At 73.8% G+C, this 17,538-nt stretch carries 15 protein-coding genes; 7 read left to right on the plus strand and 8 right to left on the minus strand.

Annotation, left to right across the window (positions count from 1 at the left end):
* Positions 1-23 precede the first annotated feature (23 nt).
* Entirely contained in the window at positions 24-3,053 is a 3,030-nt protein-coding gene (locus tag ABZ793_RS28555) for a UPF0182 family protein (protein WP_357462403.1), read from the minus strand.
* Positions 3,054-3,274: 221 nt separating this feature from the next.
* Positions 3,275-4,288, minus strand: a complete 1,014-nt coding sequence (locus ABZ793_RS28560) for a PDZ domain-containing protein (RefSeq protein ID WP_357462406.1) — start codon at positions 4,286-4,288, stop codon at positions 3,275-3,277.
* A gap of 113 nt (positions 4,289-4,401) precedes the next feature.
* On the opposite strand from ABZ793_RS28560, the gene ABZ793_RS28565 reads away from it, so the two are divergent.
* A complete protein-coding gene (locus tag ABZ793_RS28565; RefSeq protein ID WP_350703824.1) occupies positions 4,402-5,700 on the plus strand; it encodes a zinc-dependent metalloprotease in 1,299 nt (432 codons plus the stop codon).
* A gap of 266 nt (positions 5,701-5,966) precedes the next feature.
* Here the strand turns inward: ABZ793_RS28565 and ABZ793_RS28570 are convergent, their stop codons facing one another.
* The gene (locus ABZ793_RS28570) at positions 5,967-6,581 is read right to left on the minus strand and encodes a hypothetical protein (RefSeq protein WP_357462409.1); all 615 of its coding nucleotides are present in this window, start codon (positions 6,579-6,581) and stop codon (positions 5,967-5,969) included.
* A gap of 128 nt (positions 6,582-6,709) precedes the next feature.
* Complete coding sequence (locus ABZ793_RS28575) at positions 6,710-7,240, minus strand: M48 family metallopeptidase (protein ID WP_357462411.1); 531 nt, start codon at positions 7,238-7,240, stop codon at positions 6,710-6,712.
* Between the two features lie 511 nt (positions 7,241-7,751).
* On the opposite strand from ABZ793_RS28575, the gene ABZ793_RS28580 reads away from it, so the two are divergent.
* The 3 genes from ABZ793_RS28580 (at position 7,752) to ABZ793_RS28590 (ending at position 10,768) form a co-directional block, all read left to right on the plus strand.
* Complete coding sequence (locus ABZ793_RS28580) at positions 7,752-7,919, plus strand: DUF5679 domain-containing protein (protein ID WP_012014940.1); 168 nt, start codon at positions 7,752-7,754, stop codon at positions 7,917-7,919.
* A 284-nt stretch (positions 7,920-8,203) separates the two neighbouring features.
* On the plus strand, positions 8,204-9,253 hold the full coding sequence (locus ABZ793_RS28585; RefSeq protein WP_357462414.1) for a hypothetical protein: 1,050 nt from the start codon (positions 8,204-8,206) through the stop codon (positions 9,251-9,253).
* Between the two features lie 168 nt (positions 9,254-9,421).
* The gene (locus ABZ793_RS28590; RefSeq protein WP_357462417.1) at positions 9,422-10,768 is read left to right on the plus strand and encodes an AarF/ABC1/UbiB kinase family protein; all 1,347 of its coding nucleotides are present in this window, start codon (positions 9,422-9,424) and stop codon (positions 10,766-10,768) included.
* A 350-nt stretch (positions 10,769-11,118) separates the two neighbouring features.
* On the opposite strand, the gene ABZ793_RS28595 is transcribed toward ABZ793_RS28590, so the two are convergent.
* The 3 genes from ABZ793_RS28595 to ABZ793_RS28605 form a co-directional block, all read right to left on the minus strand.
* On the minus strand, positions 11,119-11,484 hold the full coding sequence (locus ABZ793_RS28595; RefSeq protein ID WP_350682265.1) for a WhiB family transcriptional regulator: 366 nt from the start codon (positions 11,482-11,484) through the stop codon (positions 11,119-11,121).
* Between the two features lie 131 nt (positions 11,485-11,615).
* Complete coding sequence (locus tag ABZ793_RS28600; protein WP_357462420.1) at positions 11,616-11,873, minus strand: hypothetical protein; 258 nt, start codon at positions 11,871-11,873, stop codon at positions 11,616-11,618.
* A gap of 126 nt (positions 11,874-11,999) precedes the next feature.
* A complete protein-coding gene (locus ABZ793_RS28605) occupies positions 12,000-14,159 on the minus strand; it encodes an ATP-dependent DNA helicase UvrD2 (protein WP_357462423.1) in 2,160 nt (719 codons plus the stop codon).
* A 92-nt stretch (positions 14,160-14,251) separates the two neighbouring features.
* Here ABZ793_RS28605 and ABZ793_RS28610 point away from each other — a divergent pair, with 92 nt between their 5' ends.
* Positions 14,252-14,494 carry a mycoredoxin gene (locus tag ABZ793_RS28610; protein ID WP_350703837.1) on the plus strand — a complete coding sequence of 81 codons (243 nt, stop codon included), beginning with the start codon at positions 14,252-14,254 and terminating at the stop codon, positions 14,492-14,494.
* Positions 14,495-14,600: 106 nt separating this feature from the next.
* Here the strand turns inward: ABZ793_RS28610 and ABZ793_RS28615 are convergent, their stop codons facing one another.
* Positions 14,601-15,914, minus strand: a complete 1,314-nt coding sequence (locus tag ABZ793_RS28615; protein ID WP_357462426.1) for an MFS transporter — start codon at positions 15,912-15,914, stop codon at positions 14,601-14,603.
* A 227-nt stretch (positions 15,915-16,141) separates the two neighbouring features.
* On the opposite strand from ABZ793_RS28615, the gene ABZ793_RS28620 reads away from it, so the two are divergent.
* On the plus strand, positions 16,142-17,122 hold the full coding sequence (locus ABZ793_RS28620) for a helix-turn-helix transcriptional regulator (protein WP_357462428.1): 981 nt from the start codon (positions 16,142-16,144) through the stop codon (positions 17,120-17,122).
* 72 nt (positions 17,123-17,194) lie between these two features.
* Positions 17,195-17,431 carry a DUF397 domain-containing protein gene (locus ABZ793_RS28625; RefSeq protein WP_357462431.1) on the plus strand — a complete coding sequence of 79 codons (237 nt, stop codon included), beginning with the start codon at positions 17,195-17,197 and terminating at the stop codon, positions 17,429-17,431.
* Positions 17,432-17,538: the final 107 nt, after the last annotated feature.

Consider the following 17,538-nt stretch of genomic DNA (forward strand, 5'->3'; position numbering starts at 1 on the left):
GGGCGCTGCGGCGGATTGCCTGGTCAGCCGCTCGGCGTCGGTGCGGCGCTGCCGCTGGCCGCCGGGGACGCCGGCGGGCTGCCGCTGGGCGTGGCGCCGGGCGCCGGGGTGGTCGCCGCCCGCTGGGCCTGCTGGAAGGCGGTGAGCGCCTCGTCCAGCGCCTTCAGCGCGCGCCCGTACCGCTCGAAGTCGCCGGACGCCTGCGCGGCCCGGACCTCCGTGATGGCGGTCTGGACCCGGTTGGCCGCCTCGGCCAACTCACCGGTCAGCGCGGGCGGCGTGCCGCCCGGCGGGGTGCCGCCCGGCGGCGTACCGCCGGTCGGTGGCGGCGCGCCCGGGGCGGCGGCCTGCTTGCCCTGCTCGACGAGCTGCTTGATGCCGTCGGCGACGCTGTTGGCCAGCACCACGTAGGAGCCGCCGTCGCCGTAGGACATCAGCACCCGCTGCAACAGCGGCGGCGCGTTCTGCGCGGCGGTCTTCACGTAGACCGGCTCGACGTAGAGCATGCCGTCGCCGAACGGCAGGGAGAGCAGGTTGCCGTACTGCACCTGCGCCTGCGCGGACTGGAGCAGGTTGAGCTGCTGCCGGATGTTGCCGTTCTGGGTCATCGACTGGTGCACCTGCACCGGCCCGGAGACCCGGGTCTGGTCGGGCAGGTCGAGCACCTCGAGCTTCGGCTGCCCGTCCACGTACGACCCGGAGATCAGCGCGGCGAGGTTCTCCCGGCCGTTCGGGGTGACCGCCGAGGTGAGCTGGAAGCGTGGCGACTCCTGGCCGGGGAACTGCGTGAACAGGTAGTACGGCGGCTGCTTCTGGCCGGTGTCGGGGGCGTCCGGAACGTTCGGCACCTGCCAGAAGTCCTGCGCCGAGTAGAAGTCGCCGGGGTCGGTCACGTGGAACCGGGTCAGCAGGTTGCGCTGCACCTTGAACAGGTCGGACGGGTAGCGGAAGTGCTCGGCCAACTCCACCGGGGTCTCCGACTTCGGCACCACCAGGTCGCCGCCGAACGCCTTGTTCCACGCCTTGAGCACCGGGTCGGTCTCGTCGAACTCGTAGAGCCGGACGGTGCCGTCGTACGCGTCGACGGTGGCCTTGACCGAGTTGCGGATGTAGTTGACGTTCTCCCGGGCGAGCTGGAACGTGCCCCGCCCCGTCAGCTCGTCGGCCGTCTGCTCCTGGAGGTTGATCCGCTCGGCGTACGGATAGGTCGCCGCCGTGGTGTAGCCGTCGATGATCCACTGGATCCGGCCGTCCACCACCGCCGGGTACGGGTCGCCGTCCAGGGTCAGGAACGGGGCGACCTTCTCCACCCGGTCGCGCGGGTTGCGCACGTAGAGCAGCTTCGAGTTGTCGTTGACCGCGTCGGAGAGCAGGAAGTTCGACTCCTGCTCCTTGATCGCGTAGAGCAGCCGGCGGGTGAACGAGCCGATCTCGACGCCGCCCTCACCGGTGTAGGTGTAGGACTCGCCACCCTCGCCGACGGGGCGGTCGAACTCCGCCTTCCGCTCCGGGTCGGTCTGGCCGACGATCGCGTAGTCGCCCTCGTCCATCCGCTCGCCGTAGTAGATCCGGGGCTGCTTCGCCGGGATCTGCTCGGTCTGCGCGGCGCACTGCTCGTTCGTCTGCGCCTGGCCCTGTTGCTGCTTCTGCTGTTCCTGGGGGTCGCCGAGGAAGCCGGAGACGAAGAACGGCTGGCCGCCGCAGACCACCCGGCTGCCCGGTGCCGCCACCAGCCCGTAGCCGTGGGTGTAGACGGTGTGCCGGTTGATCCAGGTGTTCTGCTGGGGGGTCAGCTGCCGGTAGTTGACCTCGCGGAGGCCGACCACGTAGTCCTGCACCTTGCCGTTGACCGCGTACCGGTCGACGTCCAGCTTCTCGCCGAAGTCGTAGAACTGGCGGACCTGCTGGCGCTGGGTGTAGGTCTCCGAGACCAGTTGCGGGTCGAGCAGCCGGATGTTCGGCACCACGGAGGTGTCCGTGGCCAGGCTCGCCGGCGGGGTCAGGTTGTTCGCCGCGTACGGCGTGGTGGTCACCGACTCCAGCCCGAACGCCGCCCGGGTGGCCTTGATGCTGCGATCGATGTAGGGCGCCTCCTTCTCCTTGGCGCTCGGCTTGACCTCGAAGGTCTGCACCGCCCAGGGGTAGATGCCGCCGATGGCGACCGCGGAGACGCCGAGCAGGGCGAGCGAGATGCCGGGCCAGACCAGGTTCCGCATCCACGCGTTGGAGAAGACGATGATCGCGATGGCCACCACGATGGAGATGTACGCGAGGATCTCCTTGGCCGGCAGCAGCGCGTTGACGTCGGCGTAGCCGGCACCGTAGACGTTGGCGCCGTCGTTGTACTCCAGCAGCATCGCCCGCCGGTCCAGCACGTACGCGATGGCCTTGAGCAGGACGAACACCGCGACCAGCGTGCTCAGGTGGGCCCGGGCGGCGTTGGTCATCCGGTCGCCGACGCCCTGGAGCCGGACGCCGCCGAAGATGTAGTGCACGGCCAGCGCGCCGACCACGGACAGCACCACCGCGGTGAAGCCGACCCCGAGCAGGTAGCGCCAGAACGGCAACTGGAAGACGTAGAAGCCGATGTCCACCCCGAACTCCGGGTCCTCGACGCCGAAGTCCCCGCCGTTGCGGAAGAGCAACCACTGGTTCCACCGGCTCTGCGCCGACAGCCCGGCGAAGAGGCCGACCACGCCGGCGACCAGCGCGATCCACAGGCCGAGCCGGGGGCTCAGCAGCATCCGGTAGCGCTCGAGGGTGGCCTGCTCCGGCGAGTGCGGCCGCATCCGGGGGCGCAGCCGGTGGGCCAGCCAGAGGTTCCCGCCGACGAGCACGGCCATGCCGAGGCCGACGGCGAGGAAGAGCAGCAACCGGGTCGCCAGCACGCCGGTGAAGACCTGCGTGTAGCGGACCTCGTCGAACCACAGCCAGTCCGTCCACGCCTGGACACCCCAGCCGAGCAGGGTGAAGAGCACGAACACCCCGACCAGCACACCGATCGTGACGCGTCCGCGTCGGCTCATCCTCGGCAGGGGGCTGCTGCTACGCATGACCACTGTTGGCTCCGCACGCTCGATGTGATCGGCTCCGACCAGGCACCCAGAGTACGGGGTGTTCCTGAACGTGTCGGTCCAAGGTCACGTGGCGACCACGCGGAGCCGCCCCGCGCCGGCCGACGGCGCTCGTCGCGGCGACCGGGTGCGTACCTGATCGGCGCGCGCTCCTCCGGCGCGGCGGGGTCGGCGGCGGCGGAACCGGCCGCGCGCGGCGGTCAGCAGCGGGTCGGCTGCCCGCCGGCGCGCAGCGTCTCCAGGGCGGTCAGCGCCTCGTCCAGCGAGCCGACCCGCAGCAGCGGCAGCCCGGGCTGCGGGTTGCGGACGGCCTCGGCGCAGTTGTCCGCCGGCACCAGGAACGCCACCGCGCCGGCCTCCTTCGCGCCCACCAGCTTCTGCGCGATGCCGCCGATGGGACCGACCCGGCCGGCGTCGTCGATGGTGCCGGTGCCGGCGATGATCTTCCCGCCGGTCAGGTCCTCCGGGGTCAGCTTGTCCACGATGCCGAGGGCGAACATCAGGCCGGCGCTCGGCCCGCCGATGTCCTCCAGGTCGATGCTGAGGGTGAACGGGTGCGGCTGCTGCTGCTCGATCTCGATGCCGATGCGGGGCCGGCCGTCCTGCTCCCGGCTGGTCACCTTCGCCGTGGCGGCGGCGCCGCCCCGGGTGTAGCCGATCTCCAGCGCGGTCCCGGCGGGCTTGGCCCGGACCAGCTCGGTGAGCCGGGCGGCCACCGGCACCGGCTGCCCGTCCACCGAGGTCACCACGTCGCCGGGCTTGAGCACGCCGGCGGCCGGGCCGTCGGCGGCCACGGTCTTGACCACCACCTGGACCGGGTACCCCAGCTCGCTCAGCGCCGCGGTCTCCGCGCTGGTCTGCGAGACCTTGAAGTCCTCGGCGTTGCGCTCGTCGACCTCCTCGCGGCTCTCCCCGGGCGGGTAGACCAGCTCGCGCGGCACGACCGCCTCGTCGTCGGAGAACCAGCCCTGGATCGCCGAGCGCAGCTTGACCGTGGGCTGCACCCCGACCGTGGTCAACCGGAGCTGCCCGGCGGACGTGGAAGTCTCCCGGCCGCTGACCTGGATGACCTCCTTGCCGTTCTCCTTGCCCAGCGTGTTCACGGTCGGCCCGGGGCCGAGCACCACGTACGGGATGGGCGCGCCGAGCACGCCGATGCTGAGCAGGGTGGTGAGCAGAGCACCGAGCAGGACGGTCACGCCACGACGTCTCATGCGGCAGAGCGTACCGACCGGGGTGGGACGCCCCGGCGGGCGAACCGCGACTTCGCCCTCAGCGGAACGCCAGCGGCGGCGACCTGGGGCGCGGCGCGCGTACCGTAGACGTCGTGCCTGATATTCCGTTCGGTTTCGCGCTCCCGGGTGGGCAACCACCAGACCCCAACGATCCCGCGCAGATGCAGCAGTTCATGTCGCAGTTGCAGCACCTGCTCTCCGCGTCGGGCAGCGGGCCGGTCAACTGGGACCTGGCCCGGCAGGTGGCCGCCAGCCAGCTCGCCGCCGCCGGTGACCCGGCGGTCTCGCCCTACGAGCGCAACGCGGTGGAGGAGGCGCTGCGGCTCGCCGACCTCTGGCTGGAGCCGGCGTCCGCCCTGCCCTCGGGCATCCAGACCTCGGTGGCCTGGAACCGCAACGAGTGGATCTTCAAGACCCTCGACGTCTGGCGCAAGCTCTGCGACCCGGTGGCCAGCCGGATGGTCGGCGCGATGGGCGACCTGGTGCCGCCGGAGGCGCGCGCCCAGCTCGGCCCGATGCAGTCCATGGTCGCCACCCTCGGCGGCGCGCTCTTCGGCGGCCAGCTCGGCCAGGCGCTCGGCTCGCTCGCCGCGGAGGTGCTCTCCGCCGGCGACATCGGGCTGCCGCTCGGCCCGGCCGGCACGGCCGCGTTGATCCCCGCCAACATCCGGGCGTACGGCGAGGGCCTGGAGCTGCCGGAGGACGAGGTCCGTCTCTACGTGGCCCTGCGCGAGGCCGCCCACCAGCGGCTCTTCCAGCACGTGCCGTGGCTGCGCGGGCACGTGCTCAGCGCCGTGGAGATGTACGCCGCGGGCATCCGGGTCAACCGGGAGGCGATCGAGGAGGCGATGGGCCGGGTCGACCCGACCGACCCGGAGTCGATGCAGGCGATCGCGCTGGAGGGCATCTTCACCCCGGAGGACAGCCCGGCGCAGAAGGCGTCCCTGGCCCGGCTGGAGACCGCCCTGGCCCTGGTGGAGGGGTGGGTCTGCCACGTGGTGGACAGCGCGGCCGGCGGCCGGCTGCCCAGCGTGGTCAGCCTGGGCGAGGCGTTCCGCCGGCGCCGGGCGGCCGGTGGCCCGGCCGAGCAGACCTTCGCGGCCCTCGTCGGCCTGGAACTGCGCCCGCGCCGGCTGCGCGAGGCGGCGGCGCTCTGGGCGGCGCTCACCGAGCACCGGGGCATCGCCGGCCGGGACGCCCTCTGGGGCCACCCCGACCTGCTCCCCTCGGACGCCGACTTCGCCGATCCGGTGGCCTTCGCGATGGCCCAGTTCGACCTCAGCGAGCTGGAGAGCTTCGACTTCAGCGCGCCGGGCGGCCCGGAGGAGAAGGCCCCGGGCGAGCCGGAGCAGCGCCCGGACGACACCGAGGGCGGCGACGCCCGCCCCTGACCCGTGGCCACCGACGCGGGCCGCCCGACCTGCCCGGGTCGGGCGGCCCGCACGGTCGGCGCCGCCCGCGCGGTGCGGCCATGGCCCCTCGTCGCGGTGCGACCGTGACCCCTCGTCGCGGTGCGGTCAAGGCCGCTCGTCGCGGCGGCCAGGGCCCGTCCGGTCGGCGCCCCTCGCGCGGCCCGGTCCCGGCCCTTCGCCGCGGTGCGTGCTGCGGGCGATGTGCTCCTTGCCGGCGAAGGTCGCGCGTGGCTCTTGCGGTGCCGTCAGCGGGGCCGACCGCTGCCGGAGAGCAGCGCGCGGGTGGTCTCCCAGCCCTCCACGGCCGGGTCGAGGAAGGCCAGGTCGGCCGGTCCGCGCAGGCGACGCCACGCCGGGGTGACCGCCAGGTCGCCGGGGCGCGGCGCCGCCGCGCGCACGGCCGCGGGCCGCGCGGTGTCCAGGTCCAGCGGCGGCAGCCACGTCGGCACGGGCAGCCGCGCGGCCACGCCGAGCAGCCCCGGTCCGTCGCCCTCGACCGGCGCGACCGCCACCGGTCGGGTGGTGAGCGGGCGGAGCAGCTTGCCGATCGTCAGGCCCGGCACGTCGGGGGCGTCCCCGGCGACGACCGCCGCCTGGTCGTACCCGGTGCCGGCGAGGGCGGCGAAGACGGCGTTCGGGGTCGGCTCGGGCACCTCGTGGACGGCCGTGTCCGGCCAGACCACCGCGTCGGCCAGCCAGCGATCCTCCGGCGTGACGGCGACCGCCGTCTCGACCTCGTTGAGCGTGGCGAACAGGTCGACCACGTCCTCGGCGAGCGCGGCCCGCCAGTCCACCGGGTCGATGCCGGGCGGCGACCACGTCACCGGTCCGAGCAACGCCACCACCACACGTCGGGCCACCCCGCGACCCTAGCCCGTCGCCCGGGGACGAGCGACGGCGCGGGATGCGGAGGCGCGGGAGCCGGCCGACGGGGTACCGACGGCGCGGGCAGAGCAGGTCGGCCCGGCGACGGCGCGGGCGGCGGGGGTCAGTCGGCCAGCGGGGCGCCGGCGACCGCGGCGACGCCCTCCAGATAGCCGCGCGCCCGCTCGGTCTTCGGGTAGCGCGCGACGAGCGCCCAGAACCGGGCGTTGTGGCTGGGCACGATGAGGTGCGCGAGCTCGTGCAGGAGCACGTAGTCGATCACCCAGTCCGGCATGTCCTGGACCCGGTGCGAGATGCGGATCGTGCCGTCGGCGGGGGTGCAGGACCCCCAGCGGCCGTTCTGGTTGGTCACCCAGCGGACGCTCGTCGGCACCGCCTGCGTGCCGTGCTCGGCCAGGTAGAGCCTGATCAGTCGGGTGGCCCTGGCGAGCAGCTCGGCGTCGGACCGGGCGAGGCGCCCCTCCCGGGCGGCCAGCCGGGCGAGCATCCGGTCGACCCACTCGCTCTCCTCGGCCCGGGAGAACTGGTCCGGAATGAGGACGACGACCCGCTCACCGTCGCGGTACGCGGACACCGTCCGTCGCCGGCGCTGGCTGCGCCGCACTTCGACGACCGGCTTGCGCGCCCCTGCCATCAGCAGACCGCGCAGCCTCGGATTCCTGCCACGAAGGAAAGCTAATGCGTACTGACCAGGGGTCCGCAAGAGTCAACACGACGACACGCGCCCGGAAAATGATGATTGGTCGGCAGAGTCCCGAAAAAACTTTGAACGGGTGGCCGGGAATCGCCGTCGTCACCCTTCGTGGCGACCGACGACGGGCGGGCGCCGACGCACCACAACCGTAGGTGATCACCCGGCGGGGCGCAGCTCGGGGCCCCGCACGGGGCTTTCGACCGGGTTCGGTCGGCGTGTCCCCGCCAAACTGACTTATCAGACGTAATTCGCCATGCACACTCTCGACGTCGACTTGCTCACAGTGGCGAAGCACAGCTGACATGGAACCGCCCAGACCTGGGTAGGGTCCGCGCACCAGCGGTCACGACGGTGGCTGCGGGAGAACGACCCAGCGCCGGCGCCCGCGTGGCCCGCCGCCGGGCAACCCGCCGGGACGGCATCGGCCGGCGGACGAGACGAGGAGGGCACCGTGGCCGACCAGGCCCAGACCTACAACGGTTACTGCGTCAAGTGCAAGGAGAAGCGGGACTTCGAGGGACGCGTCGAGGTCTCGAAGACCGGGATGAACATGGCCAAGGGCAAGTGTCCGGTGTGCGGCACAACAGTGAACCGCATCCTGGGCAAGGCGAAGGTCTGACCCGTACGGGGTGCTTCGGAGGGGGTGGCCGCCGGCCACCCCCTCCGGCGTCCCCGCGCCTGGTCCGGGTCGCGGGCCACCACCCGAACGGCCCGGACCGAGCCCTGCCCGGCGCCGGTCGCGCACCGCCACGCTCCCCACCCGTCGCCGCTGTCGGCTCGCCGACACGGTTACCGGCCGGTTGTGGATATCGCGGGATGTCCTGTGGACAGCGCTGGACACGGACCCGCGCACCTGTGGACAACGATCGACGGACAGCACGGACGCGGTCACGATTCGTTGTCATGCGTCGAGCCCCGCTCCCCCGCCCCACGCTGCTGCCCGGCCTCACCCGCCTCTGGCGGGACCGGCACACCCTCCAGCTCGGCGTCGAGCCGGGCCGCGCCGTCCTGCTGGAGATCGCCGATCCCCGGGCGGCCCGGCTGCTCGACCTGCTCGACGGCACCCGCAGCGAGCGGCTGGTGCTGGAGCAGGCCGTCACCGCCGAGGTGGCGCCCGACGCGGCCCGCACCCTGCTCGACGCGCTGCGGGCCGCGGGCCTGGTCGTACCCGCGCACACGCTGCTGCCGAGGGACCTGGCCGGGCCGTCCCGGGCCCGGCTCGCCGCCGAGGCCGGGGCGCTGGCGCTGGTCGCCGCCCGGCTGCCCGGCACGCCCGCCCAGGTGCTACGCCGCCGGCTGGCCGCCCGGGTCGTGGTCAGCGGGGCCGGCCGCCTCGGCGCCCCGATCGCCCTCGCCCTGGCCCAGGCCGGGGTCGGGCACGTGCACCCGGACCTGACCGGCCCGGTCCGCCCGGCGGACCTGGTCGGCACCGGGATCCCGGCCGCCGCGATCGGCCGGCCGCTGGCCCCGGCGGTACGCGACGCCGTCGAGCGCGCCGCCCCGGGCACGGGCACGGGTCCGCTCCGGCCCGGTCGGGCCGACCTGGTCGTCCTGCTCGGCGCGGACCGCCCGGCCGCCCTGCTCGCCGCCGCGCACGCCCGGCGCCGCCAGCCGCACCTGCTGGTCACCCTCCGGGAGGGCGTGCCCGTGGTCGGCCCGCTCGTCCGCCCGCCCGCCGGCCCCTGCCTGAACTGCCTCGACCTGCACCGGACGGACCTCGACCCGGACTGGCCGGCGCTGGCCGCCCAGCTCGCCGGCGGCGCGGAACAGGCGTGCGCCACCGCGACGCTCCTCGCGGCCGGGGCGTACGCGGCGGCGGAGGCGCTCGCCCAGCTCGACGGGAGCGCCCCGGAGACGCTCGGCTGCGCGGTGGAGATCGCCGGGCCCGGCCGGTTCCGCCGCCGGGTGTGGCCCCCGCACCCCTCCTGCGTCTGCGCGCGGGGACGCCGGTGACCGCCGCCGGTGGGCCGCCCCGGCGGACGCCGGTGACCCGCGCGGGGACGCGGCGACGGCCGTCCCGCGGGCCCCGGGCCCGGTCGGCTGCCCCCGAAGGGCGGGGTCCATCCACCCAGCCCGGCGGCAGAGCAGCCGCAGGCCCCCTGAGTCGGTAACAATGACCGGGTGACCGACATCCCGCGCCGGGCCGTGTCCCGGACCGCCAAGCTCGCCGCTCTGCCGCTCGGCTTCGCCGGTCGGACCGTCCTGGGCATGGGTAAGCGCGTCACCGGGCTCGCCTCCGACGTGATCTCCGCCGAGATCCAGCAGCGCACCGCCGAGCAGCTGTTCAGCGTGTTGGGGCAGCTCAAGGGCGGTGCCATGAAGTTCGGCCAGGCGCTGTCGGTCTTCGAGGCCGCCCTGCCCGAGGAGATCGCCGCCCCCTACCGGCAGGCGCTGACCAAGCTCCAGGAGGCCGCGCCGCCGCTGCCGGCGGCCAGCGTGCACAAGGTGCTCACCGAGCAGCTCGGCCCGGACTGGCGGGACCGGTTCGTGGCGTTCGACGACGCGCCGGCCGCCGCGGCCAGCATCGGCCAGGTGCACCGGGCGGTGTGGCGGGAGCCGGGCTACGGCCCGTCGGGCGCGCCGCACAGCCGCGAGGTCGCCGTGAAGATCCAGTACCCGGGCGCGGGCGACGCCCTGCTCGCCGACCTCAAGCAGCTCTCCCGGCTGGGCGGGATGTTCCGGGCGATCCAGCCCGGGCTGGACGTCAAGCCGCTCCTGGTCGAGCTGCGGGAACGGATCACCGAGGAACTCGACTACGAGCTGGAGGCCGAGTCGCAGCGCGCCTTCGCCGCCGCGTACGCCGACGACCCGGAGATCTACATCCCGGCGGTGGTCTCCGCGTCGCCCCGGGTCCTGGTCACCGAGTGGGTCGAGGGCACCCCGCTGGCGGACATCATCCGCGAGGGCACCGAGGAGCAGCGCGACGAGGCCGGGCGGCTGATGGCCATCCTGCACCTGTCCGCGCCGCAGCGTGCCGGGCTGCTGCACGCCGACCCGCACCCGGGCAACTTCCGGCTGCTGCCGGACGGCCGGCTCGGCGTGATCGACTTCGGCGCGGTGGCCCGGATGCCGGAGGGCACTCCCGAGCCGATCGGCCGGATCGCCGCGTTGGCCCTGCGGGGCGACGCCGACGAGGTGGTGGCGGGCCTGCGGTCCGAGGGCTTCATCGCCTCCACCGAGGAGATCGACGCCCAGGCGGTGCTCGACTTCCTCCGCCCGATGCTGGAGCCCATCGCCGCCGAGGAGTTCCGGTTCAGCCGGGCCTGGTTGCGCGCCGAGGCGACCCGGCTGGCCAGCCCCCGCTCCCCCGCGTACCAACTGAGCCGGCAGCTCAACCTGCCGCCGTCGTACCTGCTCATCCACCGGGTGACGCTCGGGTCGATCGGCGTGCTCTGCCAGTTGGAGGCGAAGGCGCCCTACCGGGGCATCCTGGAGCGCTGGCTGCCGGGCTTCGCGCCGGTCCCCTGACCGGTCGCCGCGACGCGACAACGCCCGACACGCACCGGAGGACGACGCACGGAACGCGCCGAGGGGCGGTGGCCGAACCGGCCACCGCCCCTCGGGCATCAGTGTGGATCTAGAGAACGCCCAGGTCGCGCGCCGATCGGTTACGGCTGCTCATGGCGACGGTACGGGCGGAACGGGTTGCCTCAGTGCTCGTGGTGGTACGACCGGCCTGAGGCCGGCGCATTCGAGCCCGGGACAACGCTTCGTGAAGTAATTGCATTTCGGCGACTCCGTTAAGAACGTTCAGCATGGTGGTCAGCTCTCTCGTCGCCGGTGCGAGACCGGCGTGGGTGGGACGGATCGGGTTCATGTCAGGCCGCCAGCCGGACCGCGTTGCGCGACTCGGACAGCCCACTGGCCGCCAGCCGCGCCTCGGCCTCGACCCGGAGCGCCGCGTCGCGGGCGAGGTCCTCCTTGCGCGGGCGACCACGGGGCCGCTTGCGCGGGACGACCGCGCCACGCTCGAAGATCTCGCCGCCCCAGACGCCCCAGGGCTCGGCCCGCTCCACCGCCCCGGCCAGGCACTCGACGCGCAGCGGGCAGTCCCCGCAGAGCGACTTGGCCAGCTCGAGCTCGGCGGGCGAGTCGGAGAACCACAGGTCGGGGTCGAACTTCCGGCAAGGCAGGTTCGCCTCCACCTCGACGCTCACGTCGAGCGGGGCCAACGCCAGACTCATCGCCCGGTCACCTCTCTCTCTTTTCGATCTCGTGGATCGCACTTCCGACGTACTTGACGGGCAAAAAACTGAGGCCGCGGATCCCGGTATGCGGGTTCCGCGGCCTCGAGGTGAGCCGGTCGTCTGATGGATCAGACTGGTCTACCTCGAGGTGGAACTCCGCGGACGTCCATGCGCTTGTTGGCGACATCGACGCCCTTGCCCGTGAAGCCACTGGTCCCCTGGATTCCGGTCGGCGCGGGAGCGAGGATCAGCTCGGCCTGAGCCTCGACCTGGTGCACCTGCGGAACCGACGGTCGCGTGGCGGCGAGGGCCACCCGGACAGCCGACAGCGGAACGACGGCAGCGGGCAGCGCCGCCGGACGCTCGTTGATGTAGAAGATCTCCATTGGTGCCACCTCCCTGACGTTCTCTCGTGCCGACACGGTCTCGACCCCTCGTGAGCAGCCCGAATGGCGCCGCTCGCGAGGTGTGCCATGAGGCTATTCCTCGCCTGGGGGCGAGGGCAAACGAATTTACGACGAGATTTCGAAAGTTTTCTCCGGGCAGACGTCGTCGACCGCCGCGCCCGCCACCAGCGCCAGCACCGCCTCCCCGTAGAGGCCGAGCTTGCGCGGCCCGATGCCGGCGATCGCGATCAGTTCCTCCGCCCGGGCGGGACGCCGCTCGGCCAGCGCGACCAGCGTGGCGTCGGTGAAGACCACATAGGCCGGAACCCGCTGCCCGCCGGCCACCCGCTGGCGCCACTCGCGCAGCCGTTCGTGCAGCTCGTCGTCGATGTCGGAGGGGCAGGTGGGGCAGCGGCCGAGCTTGCGGTCCGGCCCGGCGAGCAGGGTGGCGCCGCAGATCCGGCAGGACACGATCTGGGTCCGTCGCCGCTCCGGCCGCCGCCCCGGGCCGGCGCCGGCCCGCTCCGTGCCGCCCGAGCGGTCCAGCTGCGGTAGGAACCGCGACGGCCGCCGGGCCCGCCCGCCCGGCGAACGTGCCGAGGCGTACGACAGCCACAGCCACTCCCGCGCCCGGGTGATGCCGACGTAGAGCAGCCGGCGTTCCTCCTCGACCTGCTCGACGGTCTTGGCGTACGTGGTGGGCAGGGTGCCCTCGGAGAGGCCGACCAGGAAGACCGCGTCCCACTCCAGCCCCTTCGCCGAGTGCAGCGAGGCCAGGGTCACCCCGTCGACGGTCGGCACGTGCTGGGCGGCGGCCCGCCGGGCCAGCTCGTCGTTGAAGTCGGCCAGGGTGACCGGGCGCTCGACGGAGGCGGCCGGCCCGATCGGCAGCACCTCCGGGGTGGCCGCGTACTCCTCGGCGAGCTGGACCAGCGCGGCGAGCGCCTCCCACCGCTCGCGGGCGGCGCCACCGGCCGGGGCGGCGTCGGGTGCCCAGCCGACCGCCGCGAGCGCCTCGACCACGGCGGCCGGCAGCGGGGTCTCCCCCGGGATCGCGCGGGTGGCGGCCCGCAGCGCGACCATCGCCTGCCGAACCTCGGCCCGCTCGAAGAACCGCTCCGCCCCCTGCACCACGTACGGCACCCGCGCCTCGGTCAGCGCCTTCTCGTACGCCTCGGACTGCGCGTTGGTCCGGAACAGCACGGCGATCTCCTTCGCCGGGGTGCCGGCGTCGACCAGCGCGCGGCAGCGGGCGGCGACCGCGTTGGCCTCGGCCGGCTCGTCGGTGAAGATCCGCAGCTCCGGTTCGGGGCCGGGCGGGCGCTGGCCGACCAGCTCCAGCCGCAGCCGCGCCTCGGCGCCCCGCGCCTGCGAGATCACCGCGTTGGCCAGCCCGACGACCTGCGGGGTGGAGCGGTAGTCGCGGACCAGCCGGACCACTGTCGCACCGCGGTACCGGCGCGGGAAGTCGACCAGATAGGACGACGTCGCCCCGGTGAACGAGTAGATCGTCTGGCTGGCGTCGCCGACCACGGTCAGGTCGTCCCGGCCGCCCAGCCACGCCTCCAGCAGCCGCTGCTGGAGCGGGTTGACGTCCTGGTACTCGTCGACCACGAAGTGCCGGTACTGGGCGCGGACCTGCTCGGCGACGTCCCGGTGCTCCTCGATCCCCCAGACCGCGGCACGCAGCATGTCCTCGAAGTCGATCACGCCGTTGGACCGCTTGAGGCGCTCGTACGCGGCGAAGACGTCGGCGACCTTCGCCGGCTCGTGCGGGGTGTCCCGCAGCGCCTTCGCCGCCGCGACGACGTACTCCCCCGGCTCCACCAGCGACGACTTGGCCCACTCGATCTCACCGGCCAGGTCCCGGGCGGCCGCCCGGTCGGCGCGCAGGCCGGCCTTGGCCGCGGCGAGGGTGACCAGCCGGACCTTGCTGTCCAGCAGCTCGGGCATGGCCCGCCCCTCCAGCAGCCGGGGTGCGAAGTAGCGCACCTGGCGCAGCGCCGCCGCGTGGAAGGTCCGCGCCTGCACACCCGGCACGCCGAGCACGGCGAGCCGGCTCCGCATCTCGGCGGCGGCCCGGGCGGTGAAGGTCACCGCCAGCACGTGCCGGGCCGAGATCTCCCCGGACAGCGCCCGGTGGGCGATCCGGGAGGTGACGGCCCGGGTCTTGCCGGTGCCGGCGCCGGCCAGGATGCAGACGGGGCCGGCGGGGGCGGTCACCGCCGACCGCTGCTCCGGATCCAGACCGGCGAGCACGCGTTCGGACGCTGAGTGAACCACCACAGCGAGGAATTGTCTCAGCTCTGCCCAGCGTTGCAGCGGTTAGCCTGGGCTTGATCGGCAAGCCGCCGGGCGGACCGTTGGAGGATCTGACCATGCTGACGCTGTATTCCACCCCCTGGTGCGGCTACTGCCACCGGCTGAAGTCGCAGCTCGACCGGGAGGGCATCGGGTACGAGGTGGTCGACATCGAGCAGGACCCGAAGGCCGCGGAGTTCGTGATGAGCGTCAACGGCGGCAACCAGACCGTCCCGACGCTGCGCTTCGCCGACGGCAGCGCCCTGACCAACCCCTCGATCACGCAGGTCAAGCAGCACCTGGCCGGCCTGTCCGCCTGACCTGGCGCACCACCCGCCGACGAGCGGCCGGCCCGGACGGGCCGGTCGCTCGTCGCGTCCGGCGGCCCGGGCGGCCGGGCGCGGGGACCGATCCCGCCGGGAGCCGTCACCGCCCCCGCCGCGGGCGGCTCGTGCCGGCGGCCTCCTGCCCCGCGGGGACGAGCCGGTCGGCCGGGGCGAGCCCGTCGGCGGGGCCGGGCCGGTCGGCCGGGCGTCGCGGGGCGGGGATCCGGGCCACCGGCGGGGGGCTGAGGGTGCGGCCGTGCCAGAGGTAGCCGCCGGCGAGCAGGGTGGCCAGGCCGATCACGGCGAAGAGCAGACGGTAGTCCAGCGCCCCGACGAGCAGCGCCCCGGCGCCGATGGAGAACGCCTGCGGGCCGCTCACCACGGCCTCCGAGGCCGCGGCGACCCGGCCGATCAGCCCGGGCGGGGTGCGCCGCTGGATGAGCGTGTGCAGGCCGACCATGGTCAGCGGCAACGACACCCCGGCCAGCAGCACCGCGACGAAGCCGAGCCAGAGGTTCGGGTACGTCAGCGCCAGCGAGGCCGGCCCGAAGAACGCCACCCCGGCGGCGAGCGTGCCCACCTCGCCCGCCCGGCGCACCACCGCCGGGGAGAGCAGCCCACCGACCAGCCCGCCGATCCCCTGCACGGTGACCAGCACGCCGACGAACGCGGCGTCCCGGTCGAGACCCCGGTCGACGTACGCGAAGATCAGCGACTCGCTGAAACCCATCGCCAGCGAGCCCAGCCCGTAGCCGAACAGCGCCCGGCGCAGCGCCGGCTCCCGGGCCAGGTGCCGCAGCCCGGCGCCCACCTCCGCGAGCCAGCGCGACCCGGACCCGGCGGGCGGTGACTCCGTCGTCCGCAGCGCCCCGACCACGGCTGCCGCGGACAGGAACCCGACCATCCCGATCGCGGCCAGCATCCACCCGCCGACGGCGGCGTAGAGGCCGGCGCCGGCCAGCGGGCCGATCAGCCGCAGCCCCTGGCGTACGGTCTGGAGCACGCCGTTGGCCTCGGCCAGCAGGTCCAGCGGCACGAGCTGCCGGATCAGGCCGCTGAGCGCGGCGCTGAGCGTGATGTACGACAGGCCGTACAGGGCCGCCACCGCGTAGATGATCCACACGTCGGCTCGGTCGCGGACGGCGAACAGCGGGGTGAGCAGCACCGCCGTCACCAGGTTCGCCGCCACGAAGAACGGGCGGCGCGGGTAGCGGTCGACGAACCACCCGACCAGCGGGGCCAGTGTCATCGGCGCGATGACCGCGAAGATGGTGGCGCCGGCCAGCCCGTCCGACCCGGTCAGGTCCTTCACCCAGATGGCGAGGGCGAGCAGCAGGATCGACTCGGCGGCCATGCTGGCGAGCAGGCCGCCGAAGAGCAGGCGGAAATCCGGGCGGCGCAGGACGGTGCGCATGGGGGTCCCTCCGGCGGGGTGGTGCGCGCCTCGGCGCGGTCGGGAGTCGCGCGGTCGGGTCGCGACGGCGTCGTACCGGCCGCCACGCCCTTCCACGGTCCTCTTTTCTGCGAGACACGCCCCCGCCGGGACCTCCGGCGGGGGTTGCGCCGTCCATACTGACCGTGGGGGGCGAACTTCATACAGTTACCGTCGCGTCTGTGGCGGTCCACGGAAAAGAGGACGTCGTGCCTCCTGCCTCACCCAGCCCGATCCTGCGCCGTCGCAGGTTGGGCACCGAACTGCGCCGGTTGCGCGAGGCCAGCGGTCTCACCGGGGACCAGGTCATCGAGCGGATCGGCTGGGCCTCCGCGTCCAAGTTGTCCCGTCTGGAGAACGGCCGCAGCCGTCCGGATCCCGACGACGTCCGCGTCCTGCTCGACCTCTACGGCGCCGAGCGGGCGCTGCGCGAGGAGCTCCTCGGCATCACCCAGGAGGCCGGCGACATCCGCGGTTGGCTGAAGAACTACCCGGTGATGACCCAGCAGCAGCGCAGCTTCGCCGAGCTGGAGGCGGGCTGCGCGGAGATCTCCGAGTACAACCCGGTCCTGGTCCCGGGCCTGCTCCAGACGCCGGGCTACGCGTCGGTGCGGATCGCCTCGGCCCGCCAGGTCGACGAGGAGGCGGGCGACCCGGAGGCCGGGGAGGACATCGACACCGAGGTGCGGGCCCGGCTGGCCCGTCAGTCGCTGCTGACCCGCACGCCCGACGCGCCCCGCTACACAGCGGTGCTGGAGGAGGCGGCGCTCGGCGTCCGGACCGGGCCGCCCGAGGTGCTGCGCGAGCAGTTGGGGCAGCTCTGCGAGCTGGCGATGCTGCCGAACGTCACGCTGCACGTGCTGCCCCGCGACACCCAGATCGGCAACTGGTACCTCCCGCCGACGGCGTTCTCCGTCTACCGGTTCGCGGACCCCCTCGATCCGGAGACGCTGGCCATCGAAGGGGGGTTCACCGACGTCATGTCGACCGAGGTAAACGCGCTAAATCGCTATAAAGTGGTGTTCGAGTGGTTATGCACGGCGGCGCTCTCCGCATCGGACACCCTCTCCTGGCTGATCGAGGCGACGGGGCGGCTGCCCGGCACGGCGACCGCGTCCACGGTGGCGTACGGGTCGGCAACGGCGCCGACCCAACGCCGCCGGCACTCCGGGCGCCTGACGGAACGGTGATCACGGGGGACCACCGTCGGGTCGTGCGACGCCACTCGTTCCATCGGTGCAGTTCACCTCAGGAGTGAGACCATGAACCAGATCCCCAACACGCCGTCCGTCCGCGCGCGGCTCGCCGACGCCCCGTGGCGCAAGAGCACGCGCAGCCAGACCTCGAACTGCGTCGAGGTCGCGCCACTGGGGACGGGGCCGGCCGCGGTGGCCCTGCGGGACAGCAAGGACCAGGGCGGCCCGGTGCTGCTGTTCAACCGGGCGGGCTGGCTGGGCTTCATCGCCGGCGCCAAGAACGGACAGTTCGATCTGAACTGATCCGCCGACCGTCGCGGGGGCGGCGGCGCGATGCCGGCGGCCCCCCCCCCGCTGCCGCCCCCGGCCGCCCCGAACCGGCCACCCCAGATAGGGCGAGGCGCCCCACC

It is taken from the genome of Micromonospora sp. NPDC047465 (assembly GCF_040643125.1).
Lineage (GTDB): Bacteria > Actinomycetota > Actinomycetes > Mycobacteriales > Micromonosporaceae > Micromonospora.

Bases quoted from the DNA above. Each gene is read 5' to 3' on its own strand.
- ABZ793_RS28575 (WP_357462411.1), bottom strand. From the start codon at position 7,240: ATGGCAGGGGCGCGCAAGCCGGTCGTCGAAGTGCGGCGCAGCCAGCGC.
- ABZ793_RS28555 (WP_357462403.1), bottom strand. From the start codon at position 3,053: ATGCGTAGCAGCAGCCCCCTGCCGAGGATGAGCCGACGCGGACGCGTC.
- ABZ793_RS28600 (WP_357462420.1), bottom strand. From the start codon at position 11,873: ATGGAGATCTTCTACATCAACGAGCGTCCGGCGGCGCTGCCCGCTGCC.
- ABZ793_RS28625 (WP_357462431.1), top strand. From the start codon at position 17,195: ATGAACCAGATCCCCAACACGCCGTCCGTCCGCGCGCGGCTCGCCGAC.
- ABZ793_RS28595 (WP_350682265.1), bottom strand. From the start codon at position 11,484: ATGAGTCTGGCGTTGGCCCCGCTCGACGTGAGCGTCGAGGTGGAGGCG.
- ABZ793_RS28610 (WP_350703837.1), top strand. From the start codon at position 14,252: ATGCTGACGCTGTATTCCACCCCCTGGTGCGGCTACTGCCACCGGCTG.
- ABZ793_RS28560 (WP_357462406.1), bottom strand. From the start codon at position 4,288: ATGAGACGTCGTGGCGTGACCGTCCTGCTCGGTGCTCTGCTCACCACC.
- ABZ793_RS28585 (WP_357462414.1), top strand. From the start codon at position 8,204: ATGCGTCGAGCCCCGCTCCCCCGCCCCACGCTGCTGCCCGGCCTCACC.
- ABZ793_RS28615 (WP_357462426.1), bottom strand. From the start codon at position 15,914: ATGCGCACCGTCCTGCGCCGCCCGGATTTCCGCCTGCTCTTCGGCGGC.